This is a genomic window from Thalassococcus profundi (assembly GCF_003344785.1).
Classification (GTDB): Bacteria; Pseudomonadota; Alphaproteobacteria; order Rhodobacterales; family Rhodobacteraceae; genus Puniceibacterium; species Puniceibacterium profundi.
Genome location: NZ_QPMK01000002.1, coordinates 163,490 through 178,452, shown reverse-complemented (window position 1 = coordinate 178,452; position 14,963 = coordinate 163,490). Strand labels below are relative to the sequence as shown.

The 14,963-nt window shown below is 66.5% G+C and carries 15 protein-coding genes; 4 read left to right on the top strand and 11 right to left on the bottom strand.

Translation table 11 applies throughout. The annotated features are described in order from the left end of the window. Nucleotides 1–915 (bottom strand): zinc-ribbon domain-containing protein, encoded by a 915-nt coding sequence (locus tag DU478_RS03190; RefSeq protein ID WP_114509485.1) that lies wholly within the window; start codon nt 913–915, stop codon nt 1–3. A gap of 165 nt (nt 916–1,080) precedes the next feature. Between DU478_RS03190 and DU478_RS03185 the strand changes: the two genes are divergently transcribed. From DU478_RS03185 to DU478_RS03170, 4 genes are read left to right on the top strand one after another with little or no spacing between them, the layout of a single operon-like run. Further along, entirely contained in the window at nt 1,081–1,758 is a 678-nt protein-coding gene (locus DU478_RS03185; RefSeq protein WP_114509711.1) for a cell division ATP-binding protein FtsE, read from the top strand. Continuing rightward, the gene (locus tag DU478_RS03180; RefSeq protein WP_114509484.1) at nt 1,755–2,660 is read left to right on the top strand and encodes a cell division protein FtsX; all 906 of its coding nucleotides are present in this window, start codon (nt 1,755–1,757) and stop codon (nt 2,658–2,660) included. The genes DU478_RS03185 and DU478_RS03180 overlap by 4 nt, the downstream gene beginning before the upstream one ends. Then, entirely contained in the window at nt 2,660–3,394 is a 735-nt protein-coding gene (locus DU478_RS03175) for a lysophospholipid acyltransferase family protein (protein WP_114509483.1), read from the top strand. Before DU478_RS03180 ends, DU478_RS03175 begins: the two co-directional genes overlap by 1 nt. After that, complete coding sequence (locus DU478_RS03170) at nt 3,381–3,983, top strand: pyridoxamine 5'-phosphate oxidase family protein (protein WP_114509482.1); 603 nt, start codon at nt 3,381–3,383, stop codon at nt 3,981–3,983. The genes DU478_RS03175 and DU478_RS03170 overlap by 14 nt, the downstream gene beginning before the upstream one ends. A gap of 176 nt (nt 3,984–4,159) precedes the next feature. Here the strand turns inward: DU478_RS03170 and lpdA are convergent, their stop codons facing one another. The 10 genes from lpdA to sucC form a co-directional block, all read right to left on the bottom strand. Next, nucleotides 4,160–5,548, bottom strand: coding sequence for a dihydrolipoyl dehydrogenase (lpdA, locus tag DU478_RS03165; RefSeq protein WP_114509481.1), 1,389 nt, complete (start codon nt 5,546–5,548; stop codon nt 4,160–4,162). Nucleotides 5,549–5,638: 90 nt separating this feature from the next. Next, entirely contained in the window at nt 5,639–6,034 is a 396-nt protein-coding gene (locus DU478_RS03160; RefSeq protein ID WP_114509480.1) for an MAPEG family protein, read from the bottom strand. Beyond that, nucleotides 6,031–6,261, bottom strand: a complete 231-nt coding sequence (locus DU478_RS03155) for a hypothetical protein (RefSeq protein WP_114509479.1) — start codon at nt 6,259–6,261, stop codon at nt 6,031–6,033. Before DU478_RS03155 ends, DU478_RS03160 begins: the two co-directional genes overlap by 4 nt. A 15-nt stretch (nt 6,262–6,276) precedes the next feature. Next, nucleotides 6,277–6,822 carry a hypothetical protein gene (locus DU478_RS03150; RefSeq protein WP_114509478.1) on the bottom strand — a complete coding sequence of 182 codons (546 nt, stop codon included), beginning with the start codon at nt 6,820–6,822 and terminating at the stop codon, nt 6,277–6,279. Nucleotides 6,823–6,897: 75 nt separating this feature from the next. Then, on the bottom strand, nt 6,898–8,463 hold the full coding sequence (gene odhB / locus DU478_RS03145) for a 2-oxoglutarate dehydrogenase complex dihydrolipoyllysine-residue succinyltransferase (RefSeq protein ID WP_114509477.1): 1,566 nt from the start codon (nt 8,461–8,463) through the stop codon (nt 6,898–6,900). Nucleotides 8,464–8,467: 4 nt separating this feature from the next. Next, nucleotides 8,468–11,440 carry a 2-oxoglutarate dehydrogenase E1 component gene (locus DU478_RS03140; RefSeq protein WP_114509476.1) on the bottom strand — a complete coding sequence of 991 codons (2,973 nt, stop codon included), beginning with the start codon at nt 11,438–11,440 and terminating at the stop codon, nt 8,468–8,470. A 34-nt stretch (nt 11,441–11,474) separates the two neighbouring features. Further along, entirely contained in the window at nt 11,475–12,251 is a 777-nt protein-coding gene (locus tag DU478_RS03135; protein ID WP_114509475.1) for an alpha/beta hydrolase family protein, read from the bottom strand. A 30-nt stretch (nt 12,252–12,281) separates the two neighbouring features. Beyond that, entirely contained in the window at nt 12,282–13,169 is an 888-nt protein-coding gene (gene sucD, locus DU478_RS03130; RefSeq protein WP_114509474.1) for a succinate--CoA ligase subunit alpha, read from the bottom strand. Between the two features lie 140 nt (nt 13,170–13,309). Then, a complete protein-coding gene (locus DU478_RS03125; protein ID WP_114509473.1) occupies nt 13,310–13,657 on the bottom strand; it encodes a hypothetical protein in 348 nt (115 codons plus the stop codon). Between the two features lie 88 nt (nt 13,658–13,745). Next, on the bottom strand, nt 13,746–14,939 hold the full coding sequence (sucC, locus tag DU478_RS03120) for an ADP-forming succinate--CoA ligase subunit beta (RefSeq protein WP_114509472.1): 1,194 nt from the start codon (nt 14,937–14,939) through the stop codon (nt 13,746–13,748). Between the last annotated feature and the right edge of the window lie 24 nt (nt 14,940–14,963).

The following is a 14,963-nucleotide window of genomic DNA, read 5'->3' as shown; positions in this document are numbered from 1 at the left end:
CTAGCTGCCATCCTGCGGTGCGATGTCCGCTTCGGTTTCTGGCGCTGCTTCGGAGCTCATCCCGTCCAGCGATGTGAGCAGGCCGGTGACCTGCCGGTCAAGCCAGAGCCGCGCGCCGTCGACCGCCTCCGTATAGGCGCCGAGCGGCGCTTCGAGCGCGGGCACCATGGCCGCGAGGCGCGGGGCGAAGACATAGAGCGTCGCCAGCAGGATGACGATCACCAGGACGGTAACGAAGCCGCGGCCAAAGCCACCGCCGGTGTCCTGGATCGGGGCGCGGCCCTGCGGGGTTTCAACCGCGCGGCGCTCGGACGAGGACCGCAGGGTCTGGTTGATTTCGTCGATATCGGGCAGCAGCTCGCGCCGGGAACTGGCGGCTGCGGCAGCGGCAGCGGCGGCAGGCGGCGGCGGAGTCTCGGTCTGAGCGCTGCGCATCCGCGCCATGCGCTCGCGGGCCTCGCGGGCGCGGCGGGCGGCCTCGTCTTCGTCGGGCGCCTGCAATCCCAGCTCGGGCTGGCTTTCCAGGCTGCCGCTTTCCGCGGCCCGGGCGCGCGCCTCGATCTCGGCCTCTTCGCGCAGCACGTCGGCAATCGACGGATCGAGTTCGCGCCGGCGCACCGGTTCGGCGTCGGCAGGGGGCCGTTCGGCCGCCGGTTCCGGTTCGGGAGCCGCGGCCGGTTCAGGTCGCGCGGCGATGTCCGGATCGGGTTCCGGCTCCGCCTCTTCGATTTCGGGCTGCCATTCGGCATCGGGCACCGGCTGGTTCAGCTCCTCGGCCAGGACCGGATCGTCGTCGGGGTGGTTCTGGAACCAGGTGTTCCCGCAGTTGGAGCATTGAACATCGCGTCCGCCGGTCGGAATGACCTCGGACGGAACCTCGTATTGCGCGCTGCAATTCGGGCATATCAGCCGCATCTTGCCACCCTGTATCGCCTTTTGTGTCCCGCTCGGACCTCTGAAGCCACCATAAGCTGCGCTGCAGGCTTGGAAAAGGCCAATATCCGGGAGCCTTGCATTGAATCCGGTGCGATGCTGCTGCACAACAAGGCAAGTCGGAAACCGGGGCGGGGCGGTGCAGGTGTGATCGAGCTGGAAAACGTGGCCTACAGCTATGGCGGGGGCGAGCTTTTGACCGACATCTCGCTCAAGCTGGCGCCGGGGTCCTTTCACTTTCTCACCGGCCCCAGCGGCGCGGGAAAGACAACCTTTCTGAAGCTCTGCTACGGCGCGCTGCGACCCACCGGAGGACACCTGCGGCTGTTCGACCGGGACGTTACGCAGATGGACCGCGATGCCATCGCGCTTGCGCGGCGGCGGATCGGCGTGGTCCACCAGGACTGCCAGTTCCTCGATCACCTGCCGGTGGACGAAAACGTGGCGCTGCCGCTGATCGCGTCGGGCCAGGCCAGCCCCGACGAGCAGGAGAACCTCGCAGAGCTGATGACCTGGGTGGGGCTGACCAACCGTGCCCATGCGCTGCCGCCGGAGCTGTCGGGCGGCGAACGCCAGCGTGCGGCGCTGGCCCGCGCGCTGATCCTGTCGCCCGAAGTGATCCTGGCGGACGAACCCACCGGCAACGTCGACTGGGAGATGTCGCAGCGGCTGCTGCGGCTACTGGTGGAGCTCAACCGCATGGGCAAGACCATCATGATCGCCACGCATGACCTGAGCCTCATCCGCGCCGCCAAGGCGCAGGTGCAGGCACGGGTGCTGCGGATTTCGCAGCGGCGCCTGCAACTGGCGGGAGCGGACCTATGAAACCCGATCTCGCGACGCTGAAACGCCTGCTCAAGACCGATGCGGGCGCCGACCGGGTGGTGCCGCCCGCCGGCTTCACCGTGCGGCTGACGCTGTTCACCGCGGCGGCGATGGCCTTTCTCGCGGTCTTTGCGCTCGCCCTGTCGCTGGCAGCGGGGCGGCTGGCGGACAGCTGGGGCGAGGCGCTGGCGCGGTCCTCGACGGTGCGGATCTCGGCCCCGGCGGAACAGATGGCGGCGCAGACCGCGGCGGCGCTGCGGGTCCTGCAGACGACGCCCGGAATTGCCGATGCCCGCGCGCTCAGCGACGACGAACAGCAGGCGCTGCTGGCGCCGTGGTTCGGCCCGGACCTGCCGGTGGCCGACCTGCCGGTGCCGCAGCTGATCGACGTGATCGAAACCGACGCGGGCTATGACGCTGCGGGCCTGCGGCTGCGGCTCTCGGCCGAGGTGCCGGGCGCGGTGCTCGACGATCACACCCGCTGGCGGCGGCCGCTGATCGCGGCGGCGGACCGGCTGCGGTTTCTGGGCTGGGTGTCGATCACGCTCATCGCACTGGCCACGGGCGCGATGGTGACGCTGGCAGCCAACGCGGCGCTGGCGGCCAACGCGCAGGTCATCGCGGTGCTGCGGCTGGTGGGGGCGACCGATGCCTATATTGCCGGCGCCTTCGTCCGGCGCTTTACCCTGCGCGCCTTCGGCGGGGCGGCGACCGGCGCGGCGCTGGGGCTGGTGGCGATCCTGCTCATGCCCTCGGGCGGAGAGACCGGCGGTTTCCTTACCGGGCTGCGGTTCGAGGGCTGGCATTGGATCATTCCGCTGCTGGTGCCGCCGATGGCCGCCGGTGTGGCGTTCCTGTCCACGCAAATGGCCGCGCGCCGCGTTCTCGAGGAGTTGGCCTGATGGCATATGCGGTGCAATGGGTCCGGTCGCTGATCTTCATCGTCAACGTCTACGTGTCGATCGCGGTGGTCGGCATCCTGCTTTTCCCCTGGGCACTGGTGTCGCGGCGCGGCGCCTGGGTGGCCTGTTCCAGCGTCTGCCGCTACGTGCGCTGGTCGGCGGCCTGGATGATCGGGTTGCGCAGCGAAGTGCGCGGTACGCCGCCCACCGATGCCTGCCTCGTGGCCTCGAAACACCAGAGCTTCTTCGACGTCTTCGTGGTCTTCAGCGCCCTGCCCGCCGGCCGGTTCATCATGAAGCGCCTGCTGATGTGGTCGCCCATCGTCGGGCAGTACGGTCTGCGCATCGGGTGCATTCCGGTCGACCGCGGCAAGCGCGGCAAGGCGATCAAGCAGATGGTGGAGGCGGTGCGCGACGGCGCCGACCATCCCGGCCAGCTGATCATCTATCCGCAGGGCACCCGCACCGCCCCGGGCGTCAAGGCGCCCTACAAGGTCGGTACGGCGGTGCTCTACGATCAGCTGGGCCAGGATTGCGTGCCGGTGGCTACCAACGTCGGCCTCTTCTGGCCGAAACGCGGTATCTATCGCAAACCGGGACTGGCGGTGGTCGAATTCCTGCCGCGGATCAAGGCGGGGATGGATCCGCGCGCCTTTCTTTCGCTGCTCGAGGAGCAGATAGAAACGGCCTCGGACAGGCTCAACGCGGAGGCGGGATTTCATGCGAAAGATTGACGATATCGCGGTGCTCGAGGCGCTGTACGGCGAGGCGTCGGAGGCGGCGATCCGCAAGGTGGCCAAGCGCATCACCCCGATGTACCGGCGCTGGATCGAAGCGTCGCGGTTCTGCGTCCTGAGCACGGTGGGCGACAGCGGCACCGACGGCACGCCGCGCGGCGACGACGGCCCGGTGGTCGAGATCCTGGACCCCGGCACGCTGCTGATGCCGGACTGGCGCGGCAACAACCGGCTGGATTCCCTGCGCAATATCGTGACCGACGGGCGCGTGTCGCTGATGTTCATGGTGCCGGGCGAAAACGTGGTGGTGCGGGTGAACGGCCGCGCGGCGCTGACCGACGATGCGGAGATGCGCGCGCGGTTCGTGCAGCGCAAGACCCAGCCCGCCACGGTGATGGTGATCGAGGTGGGCGAGGTCTATGCGCAATGTCCCAAGGCGCTGCTGCGCTCGGGGCTCTGGCGGCGCGACGATAGTGACGGCGTGCCGAGCCTTGGTGATATCCTGTCTGAAATGACCGAGGGCGAGATCGACGCGACGGACTGGGACACGAGCTATCCGGACCGCGCGGCGCAAACGCTCTGGTAAACCGGGGAGGGCGCGGTGCCGGCCCGTCCCGGGAGGGTCTGACGCATGTCACCGGCGCGGCGGCCAAGAGTTTTCACGAAAACTCTTGGCAAGGATGACGGGTCATCCTTGATCGGAAAATTCGAATTTTCCGATCCGTTTTCCTCAAGGAAAACGCACCCGCCCCGACGCGGCGCTCACATGTGGATCGGACCGTCGCCGCAGGCAAGCGCCGCCTCGCGCACCGCTTCGGAATAGGTCGGATGCGCGTGGCAGGTCATCGCCAGATCCTCTGCCGCCGCGCCGAATTCCATCGCGACGCAGATCTCGTGGATGAGGTCCCCGGCCATCGGCCCGATGATATGCGCGCCGAGGATGCGGTCGGTTTCCTTATCCGCGAGGATCTTGACGAAGCCGTCGGCGGCGAAGTTCGCCTTGGCCCGGCCGTTGCCCATGAAGGAGAACTTGCCCACCTTGTAGGCGCGGTCCGCCTTCTTGAGCTCTTCCTCGGTCTGGCCGACGCTGGCCACCTCGGGATGGGTGTAGATGACGCTGGGGATGACACCGTAATTCACGTGGCCATGCTTGCCCGCGATCACCTCGGCCGCGGCCATGCCTTCGTCCTCGGCCTTGTGGGCCAGCATCGGCCCTTCGATGGCGTCGCCGATGGCGTAGATGCCCTTGACGTTGGTCTGCCAGCGATCGTCGGTCCTGATCTGGCCGCGGTCGGTCATCTCGATCCCGAGCGCGTCGAGACCCAGACCGTCGGTGAATGGCTTGCGGCCGGTCGAGACCAGAACCGTGTCAGCGTCGAGCGTTTCCTCGCTGTCGTCCTTGCGCAGCTTGTAGGTGACCTTGGCCTTGGATCTGCTGACCTCCACGCCCTGAACCGCGGCCCCGAGGATAAATTTCAGCCCCTGTTTCTGCAGCAGCTTCTGGAAGCTCTTCTGCACCTCGCCGTCCATCGTGGGGGTGATGGTGTCGAGGAACTCCACCACCGTCACCTCGGCGCCGAGCCGGGCGTAGACGGACCCCATCTCGAGCCCGATCACGCCCGCGCCGATCACCACCATCTTTTTCGGGATCTTGCCCAGCTCCAGCGCGCCGGTCGAGGTCACGACGACCTTCTCGTCGATTTCCACGCCCGGCAGGCTGCTGGGTTCGGAGCCGCTGGCGATGATGATGTTCTTGGCGTCGTGCACCTCGTCCCCGACCTTGACCTTCCCTGCCTCGGGGATCGATCCCCAGCCCTTGAGCCAGTCGATCTTGTTCTTCTTGAACAGGAACTCGATGCCCTTGGTGTTCTGGCCGATAACCTCGTCCTTGTAGGACAGCATCTGCTTCCAGTCGACCGAGGGCGATTTGCCCTTGAGGCCCATCTTGGCGAAGTTGTGCTCGGCCTCGTGCAGCTGGTGGGTCGCGTGCAGCAGCGCCTTGGACGGGATGCAGCCGATGTTGAGGCAGGTGCCGCCCAGGGTCTCGCGCCCTTCGACGCATGCGGTTTTCAGGCCCAGCTGGGCACAGCGGATCGCGGCCACGTAGCCGCCGGGGCCGGAGCCGATGACGATGACGTCGTAACTAGCCATGAGTTTGGTCCTTTCGATGAAGGGGGAGGGGGCGCTGCCGCCGTCGCGCGGTGCGCGACTCCCCCGAGGTATTTTGAAACCGGAGACACATCAGACGAGCGCCGCCAGAAGCATGAGGACGGTCGCGCCGAAGCCCACGAACCAGATCAGCGACCGCCAGGGCCGCCAGCCGAAGTAGTAGGCCGGGATGTAGAGCACCCGGGCGACGAGGTAGGCCGCGGCGCAGGCGGCGGTCACGAGGCTGCCCTGGTCCGAGAAGGTGATGACCAGCACCGCGATGGAAAAGAGGATCAGCCCTTCGAAATGGTTGTTCATCGCCCGTTGCAGGCGGGCGGTCCTGTCGGAAAGCGCGCGCGACGGGGGCCTGTCGCGGGCCGACGAGGTATAGCCCACGCCCAGTTCGCGGTTGGCGGGAATCGCGAAGGTCGCGAATTGCACGACCTGCAGCAGGGCGGCGAAGGTGAGGGCAGTGAGCTCGGGCGTCATGCGGTCTCCAGGAAGTGGTGTTCCGACGGGCCGTGCCCGAGGGCGGCGGTCTTGTCGAGCCAGTCGCGCGCCTTGTCGGCGTCGTTGATCCCGAAGAGCGCCCAGTGACTGCCGTCGCCGCGCCAGAGTTGCAGGAGCGACACCCCGGCGTTGCTGCGGTTCTCGGCATCCCCGTCGAAAGCGGCGCGGTCGAAGCTGTCGTAGCGGACAAGCAGTTGCTGGGTCATGGTCGGATCCTCTGATCAGGCGGTGTGGGGCGCCAGCGCCGTGGCGATGCGCTGCGCCTTTTCCGCGATGGTCAGGCCGCGCGCGCTGGGATGGAAAACCGCCACATGCGGGATGTCAAAGCGTTTGCAGGCTTTCGCCGCGGATTTGCCGAGCGCGATCGCCGGTCGGTCGCCGATCTCGTGGCGGGTGATGGCGTCGAAACTTTCCTCGACCAGCCGCTGCGGCACGGTCGAGGAACGCTTCGGCGGCAGGGCGTGGAAGGCATGGGTGACGTAGAGGTCGGCGCGCTGCATTCCGGCCACGCCGAGGGCGCGGTCCAGCACCCGGTTGAAGAGCATGTCGGGCAGGTAGCCCAGCGTCTTGAGCAGGTGGGCGTTGCTGCGCGCGGTCGGCTCATCAAGGTAGTTGTAGGTTATCAAAACCGGCCCGTCGGGATTGCCGCAGGCGATCTGGTAGGGCGACACCATGTCGAGGTCGAGCCCCACGTCGACCAGCGTCGCGTAGCCCTTGGGGGCGAAGGCGCGGCGGGCGGTGAGGGCGGTGCTATCTGGCGTTGACATATTCGGCCTGTCGAAACTGGCTTTGGCCCCGCCCGAGGATCGGGCAGGGCGTAGGGTGGGTTTTCAACCCACCATTTAAAGGTCCATGAGCAACCGGCGCGGGTCCTCGAGCGCCTCTTTCACCCGCACGAGGAAGGTCACGGCGCCCTTGCCGTCGACGATGCGGTGGTCGTAGCTGAGCGCCAGGTACATCATCGGGCGAATCTTGATCTCGCCGTTCACCACCATCGGGCGGTCCTGGATCTTGTGCATGCCGAGGATGCCCGACTGCGGCGGGTTGAGGATCGGCGAGGACATGAGCGAGCCGTAGACGCCGCCGTTCGAGATGGTGAAGGTGCCGCCCTGCATCTCGGCCATGGAAAGCTTGCCGTCGCGGGCGCGCTTGCCCTTTTCGTTGATCGCCTTCTCGATCTCGGCGAAGGACATCGAATCCGCGTCGCGGATCACCGGCACGACGAGGCCTTGCGGAGTTCCGGCGGCGATGCCCATGTGCACGAAATTCTTGTAGACGATTTCCGTCCCGTCGATCTCGGCGTTGACCTCGGGCACTTCTTTCAGCGCGTGGCAGCAGGCCTTGGTGAAGAAGGACATGAAGCCCAGGCGCACGCCGTGCTTCTTCTCGAAGAGGTCCTTGTATTGCGAACGCAGCGCCATGGTCTCGGTCATATCCACCTCGTTGTAGGTGGTCAGGATCGCGGCGGTGTTCTGCGCGTCCTTGAGACGGCGGGCGATGGTCTGGCGCAGGCGGGTCATCTTGACCCGTTCCTCGCGCGCGGCGTCATCGGCGGGCACGGGCGCGCGCGGCGCCTGCTTGGCCTCGGGCGCGGCGGCGGGTGCGGATGTCGCGGAGGCCGCGGCCTTGGCCACGTCTTCCTTCATCACCCGGCCGTCCTTGCCCGAGCCGGTCACCTGGTCGCGGCTCAGGCCCTTCTCGGCCATCGCCTTCTTGGCCGAGGGCGCGTCCTCGATGTCCTTGCCCGGGCCGCCGTTACCGGCTTCGGGGGTGCTGTACTGGGTGCCTTCCGGGGCGCTTTCGGTCTTTTGGGCCGGGGCTGGCTTGGCATCGCCGCCCGAGATCACCCCGAGCTTGCCGCCCGCCTGCACGGTGCTGCCCTCTTCGGCGAGGATTTCCGAAAGCGTGCCGGCCGTGGGCGCGGGCACCTCGACCGAAACCTTGTCGGTCTCGAGCTCGCAAAGCATCTCGTCCTGCGCGACGGTGTCGCCGACCTTCTTGAACCACGACGCGACCGTCGCCTCGGAGACCGACTCGCCCAGGGTGGGCACCATCACGTCGGTGCTGCCGCCGCCGCCAGACGCGGGGGCCTCATCGGAGCCTTTCGAGGCCTCTTCGGTCTTTTTCGCTTCGGAGGGACGCTTTTCGGGGGTGGTGGCGCCGGCATCGCCCGCTTCGGCGATATTGGCCAAGAGCGCGTCGACGCCGACCGTTTCGCCCTCTTGCGCGACGATGTCGGCCAGCTTTCCGGCGGCGGGCGAGGGCACCTCGACCGTCACCTTGTCTGTTTCCAGTTCGCAGAGCATTTCGTCGACCGCGACGCTATCGCCGGGTTTCTTGAACCAGGTGGCAACAGTCGCCTCGGTCACGGATTCGCCCAGCATGGGGACGCGTACTTCGGTGGTCATGGCGTTACTTTCCTTCGATCGTCAGCGCTTCGTCGACGAGCGCCTGTTGTTGTGCCTTGTGCTGGCTGGCGAGACCCGTCGCCGGCGAGGCCGAGGTGGCGCGGCCGACATAGACCGGGCGCGGCGACTTGGCCTTGATGCGGCCCAGCACCCATTCGAGGTTCGGTTCCATGAAGGACCAGCCGCCCTGGTTCTTGGGCTCTTCCTGGCACCAGATCATGTCGGCATTGGGGAAGCGTTCCAGCTCCTTCACGGCGGAAATGGCGGGGAAAGGATAAAACTGCTCGAACCGCATCAGGTAGATGTCGTCGATGCCGCGTTCGTCGCGTTCCTCGAGCAGGTCGTAATAGACCTTGCCCGAACACATGACGACGCGCCGGATCTTGTCGTCGGCAACCAGCTTGGTGTCGGAATTGCCCTGCTGGGCATCGTCCCAGAGCACGCGGTGGAAGCTCGACCCGGTCTGGAATTCCTCGGCCTTGCTCACCGCCAGCTTGTGCCGCAGCAGCGACTTGGGCGTCATCATGATGAGCGGCTTGCGGAAGCTTCGGTGCAGCTGCCGGCGCAGGATGTGGAAGTAGTTTGCGGGCGTCGTGCAATTGGCGACGATCCAGTTGTCCTGGCCGCACATCTGCAGGAACCGTTCCAGGCGGGCCGAGGAATGCTCCGGCCCCTGGCCCTCGTAGCCGTGCGGCAGCAGGCAGACGAGGCCCGACATGCGCAGCCACTTGCTTTCGCCCGAGCTGATGAACTGGTCGAACATGATCTGCGCGCCGTTGGCGAAATCTCCGAACTGCGCCTCCCAGAGGGTCAGCGCGTTGGGTTCGGCCAGCGAATAGCCGTATTCGAAACCCAGCACCGCGTATTCCGAGAGCGCGCTGTCGATCACCTCGTAGCGGCCCTGGCCCTCGCGGATGTTGTTGAGCGGGTAGTAGCGTTCCTCGGTCTCCTGGTTGATGAGGCCCGAATGGCGCTGCGAGAAGGTGCCGCGGGTGCTGTCCTGACCCGCCAGGCGCACCGGGTAGCCTTCGGTCAGCAGCGACCCGAAGGCCAGCGCCTCGGCCGTCGCCCAGTCGAAGCCTTCGCCGGTTTCGAACATCTTTGCCCGCGCCTCGAGCAGGCGGCCGACGGTCTTGTGCAGCGGAAAGCCATCCGGCGCCGTTGTCAGCGCGCTGCCGATCTCTGCCATGGTCTCGGGCTTGATCGAGGTCTTGCCGCGCTGGTACTTGCCCTGCTTCTGCCGGTCGAGATGCGACCAGCGCCCGTCGAGCCAGTCGGCCTTGTTCGGGCGGTAGGTCTTGCCGGCTTCGAACTCGTCGCCGAGCTTGGCCTGGAACGAGGCCTTCATGTCCTCGATCTCGCCCTCGGGGATCAGGCCGTCCTTGACCAGCCGCTCGGTGTAAAGCGTCAGCGTGGTCTTCTGCTTCTTGATCTTGGTGTACATCACCGGGTTGGTGAACATGGGCTCGTCGCCCTCGTTATGCCCGAACCGGCGGTAGCAGAAGATGTCGAGCACCACGTCCTTGCCGAACTTCTGGCGAAACTCGGTCGCGACCTTGGCGGCGTGGACCACCGCCTCGGGGTCGTCGCCGTTGACGTGGAAGATCGGCGCCTCGACCACCAGCGCGTTGTCGGTGGGATAGGGGGAAGAGCGCGAGAAGTGCGGCGCGGTGGTAAAGCCGATCTGGTTGTTCACCACGATATGCATGGTGCCGCCGGTGCGGTGGCCGCGCAGGCCCGACAGGGCGAAACATTCCGCCACCACGCCCTGGCCCGCAAAGGCCGCGTCGCCGTGCAGCAGGATCGGCATGACCTGCGTGCGCCGGTCGTCGCCGTACTGGTCCTGCTTGGCGCGGACCTTGCCCAGCACCACGGGGTTCACTGCCTCGAGGTGGCTGGGATTCGCGGTCAGCGACAGGTGCACGGTGTTGCCGTCGAATTCGCGGTCGGAACTGGCGCCGAGGTGGTATTTCACGTCGCCCGAGCCGTCCACGTCCTCGGGTTTGAAGGACCCGCCCTGGAATTCGTTGAAGATGGCGCGGTAGGGCTTGCCCATGACGTTGGCCAGCACCGACAGGCGGCCGCGGTGCGGCATGCCGATGACCATTTCCTTGACGCCCAGAGCGCCGCCGCGCTTGATGATCTGCTCCATTGCGGGGATCAGCGACTCGCCGCCGTCCAGGCCAAAGCGCTTGGTGCCCATGTACTTGACGTGCAGGAATTTTTCGAAGCCCTCGGCCTCGACCATCTTGTTCAGGATCGCCTTGCGGCCCTCGCGGGTGAACTTGACCTCCTTGCCATAGCCCTCGATCCGTTCCTTGAGCCAGGCGGATTGCTCGGGGTCGGAGATGTGCATGTATTGCAGCGCGAAGGTGCCGCAATAGGTCCGTTTCACGATCTCGATGATCTCGCGCAGGCTCGCGATCTGCAGGCCCAGCACGTTGTCGATGAAGATCGGGCGGTCCATGTCGGCCTCGGTGAAGCCGTAGGATTTAGGGTCGAGCTCGGGGTGATGGGTCTTTTCGCGCATGCCCAGCGGGTCGAGGTCGGCGGCCAGGTGGCCGCGGATGCGGTGGGCGCGGATGATCATCAGTGCCCGAATGCTGTCCAGCACCGCGCGCTTGATCTGGTCGTCGGTCAGGCTGACGCCCTTTTCCGCGGCCTTGTCGGCAATCTTCTTGCCGGCGGCCTTGGCTTCGGGCGCCATGGCGGGCATCGCCCATTCGCCGGTCAGCGCGGCGGTCAGGTCGTCGGCGGGCTGCGGCGGCCAGTCGCCGCGCGCCCACGAGGGACCGGAAGCCTCTTTCTTGACCTCGACGCCGTCATCCCCAAGCGCCTGGAAGAAGGCCTGCCACGCCTCGTCCACGGCGCCGGGGTCGTTGGCGTAGCGGGCGTACATCTGCTCCAGATACGCGGCATTGTGGCCCTGCATGAAGCTGGAGGCGTGGAACTGGTCGTTGGGGCTTTGGTCAGTCATAGGAAGGCTCCCGCTAGGAATCTGGGCCGGTGGGTTACCGGAGGGTTTGCCGCAGCACCGCGTCCACGGTGCCTTGCAGGCTGGACCAATCGTGGGTGGCACCGGACTGCACGATCATTTGCGCGGGCACTCCGGCCTGCCGCGCCAATCCGATGTAGGATTCCGCGAAGCGCGGCAAGGTGTTGTCGTCGCGCGACCCGGTGACGGCGATCACCCGCGTGGCCCGAGAAACCTTGCGCGCGAAAGTGTGGGGGCTTTCGCTCTGGGTCCAGCTGTTGTTGCCGCGCCGGTGCTTGCGCCAGTTCGGCACGTCACAGGGGCAGGCGGCCAGGATGGCGACATCGACGATGCCGGGATATTTGCCGATCACGGTGCCAAGCTGCGCAGAGCCGCCGGAATGCCCGACGACGATCAGGTTCGCGGCCCCGACGGCGCGCTTCATCGTCGCCAGCGAGTCCGCCAGCGCCTTGTTGTTGGACCGCGTATAATGGTCCCTGTCGGGGTTCTGACCGGGGCTGCGCCCGGTCGCGCCGGCAAAGGCGGGACGGGTCAGCGCGACCGTGGTGGTGCCCGGGGCGCGCTGCGCGACGCTCGCGGCAAAGCGGTCCATGTATCCCGGCCCGCTGTCACCGTGCAGAAACACCACGAGGTTCCGGTTGCCGGAGCCGTAGACCGCCCCCTTGAGCGCGCCCATTTCCAGCGCCCCGGCCGCCGAAGCGAGCATCAGGGTGGCGACAGCCAGACCAAGACCCTTGCCGAGGGTCGAAATGCGCCGTGCGGCGCGGTGCCAGTACCGTTCTGTCTGTCCCATGATGCCCACCCTGTTGCGGAACGTGACGTGTTACCCCTTTGCGATCGCTTCGAGCACTGCCTCGCCGAGCCCTGCAGGGCTGTCGGCGACGACGATCCCGGCGCTCTTCATCGCTTCGATCTTGTCGTCTGCACCGCCCTTGCCGCCGGCGACGATCGCGCCGGCGTGGCCCATGCGGCGGCCCGGAGGGGCGGTGCGGCCGGCGATGAAGCCGGCGGTGGGCTTCCAGCGGCCCTTTTTCTTTTCGTCGGCGAGGAATTGCGCCGCGTCTTCCTCGGCGGAGCCGCCGATTTCACCGATCATGATGATGCTTTCGGTCTCGGGATCGGCCAGGAACATCTCGAGCACGTCGATATGCTCGGTGCCCTTGATCGGGTCGCCGCCGATGCCCACCGCCGTTGACTGGCCAAGGCCGCTGTCGGAGGTCTGTTTCACCGCCTCGTAGGTCAGTGTGCCGGAGCGCGATACGACGCCGACGCTGCCGCGCTTGTGGATGTGGCCCGGCATGATGCCGATCTTGCAGGCGCCGGGGGTGATGACGCCGGGGCAGTTCGGCCCGATCAGGCGCGAGGAGGAGCCTTCGAGCGCCTTCTTGACCTTCATCATGTCGAGCACCGGAATGCCCTCGGTGATGCAGATGATCAGCGGCATCTCGGCATCCAGCGCCTCGAGGATCGAATCCGCGGCGAAGGGCGGCGGCACGTAGATGACGCTCGCATTGGCGCCGGTCTTGTCCATCGCCTCGTGGACCGAGTTGAAGACCGGCAGATCGAGATGCGTCTGTCCGCCCTTGCCGGGGGTCACGCCGCCGACCATCTGGGTGCCGTAGGCGATGGCCTGTTCGGTGTGGAACGTGCCTTGGCTCCCGGTCAGGCCCTGGCAGATGACTTTGGTGTTCTCGTCGATGAGGACGGCCATGGGGCAGTCTCCTTATTCAGCCGCGTCTGTGCGGTGCAATTTCAGAAACGGCGCCGCGTGCTGCGGGCCGTGGATGCGAATAGGCAGGCCGTCGCCCAAAGGCGCGCCCTGCCGAATGAAGATGTGCGAAAGGGTGGGGGTCAGTCGCGACCGGACATTTCGTCCAGCAGCCGCGTCAGCGCCAGCGCGACACCGCCGACCATCAGCGACCGACCGATCGAATCCGTGACGTTGCCGGGCGCGAAGGGCGCGACCACGTCCCGCGACTTGCGCGCGGCACGACGTCTGCGCCCCATGGCCGGACGGTCCCCGGACAGGTCCGACCGCGGCACGTTGCCGATCCGTGGTTTGGCCAGCAACAGCGTCAGTCCGATGGCGACCATCCCCCCGGCGTAGACGAAGGGTGTCAGGCGCTCCCGTCGCGACGCGGGCAGGTAGTGCTGCACCAGCTCGGGCAGGCTGTGACGGTCGGGCAGAAGATCGGGCATGGCGGAAACCTCCGTTCGAGAGGAAACCCGCCAAAGCGTTGGTCGGTTCCGCCGTATATCCGATATGAGGCCCGGTTCCGCGCATGGCTCAGCCCTTGACCGCCTTCACGATCTTCTGCGCGCCGTCCTTGAGGTCGTCGGCGGCGATCACGTTGAGACCGGAGGACCGGATGATCTCCTTGCCCTTTTCCACGTTGGTGCCCTCCAGGCGGACAACCAGCGGCACTTCGAGCCCGACTTCCTTGACCGCGGCGACGACGCCTTCCGCGATCACGTCGCAGCGCATGATGCCGCCGAAGATGTTCACCAGGATGCCTTTGACGTTCTTGTCCGAGGTGATGATCTTGAACGCCTCGGTGACCTTTTCCTTGGTCGCACCGCCGCCTACGTCGAGGAAGTTGGCAGGCTCCGCGCCGTAGAGCTTGATGATGTCCATGGTCGCCATGGCGAGGCCCGCGCCGTTCACCATGCAGCCGATCTCGCCGTCCAGGGCGATGTAGTTGAGGTCGTACTTCGACGCTTCCAGCTCCTTGGTGTCTTCCTCGGAGGTGTCGCGCAGCTCGCCGATATCCGCGTGGCGGTAGATCGCGTTGCCGTCGAAACCCATCTTGGCGTCGAGACACTTGAGATCGCCCTCGTCGGTGACGATGAGGGGGTTGATCTCGAGCATCTCCATGTCTTTTTCGACGAACATCTTGTAGAGTGTGCCCATCAGACCGACGCATTGCTTCATCGCCTTGCCGGTCAGGCCCAGGGCGAAACCGATGCGGCGGCCGTGGAACGCCTGGTAGCCGGTGGCGGGGTCGATCGAGAAGCTGAGGATCTTTTCCGGCGTCTTCGCCGCGACCTCTTCGATGTCCATGCCGCCTTCGGTCGAGCAGACGAAGGAAATGCGGCTGGTCACGCGGTCGACCAGCAGGGCGAGGTACAGTTCGGTTTCGATGCCGCTGCCGTCCTCGATGTAGATGCGGTTGACCTGCTTGCCCGCCGGTCCGGTCTGGTGGGTGACCAGGGTGCGGCCCAGCATGCGCTTGGCCTCGTCCGCGGCTTCCTCTACCGATTTCGCGAGCCGCACGCCGCCTTTCTCACCGGCATCGGCTTCCTTGAAGCTGCCCTTGCCGCGGCCACCTGCGTGGATCTGCGCCTTGACGACCCAAAGCGGTCCGTCGAGCGCGCTTGCCGCGGTCTTGGCTTCTTCGGCCCTCAGAACCACGCGGCCATCGGACACCGGAGCGCCGTAGCTGCGCAGCAGGGCTTTCGCCTGATACTCGTGGATATTCATGGAATCCTGTCCCGTCTTGCTGCG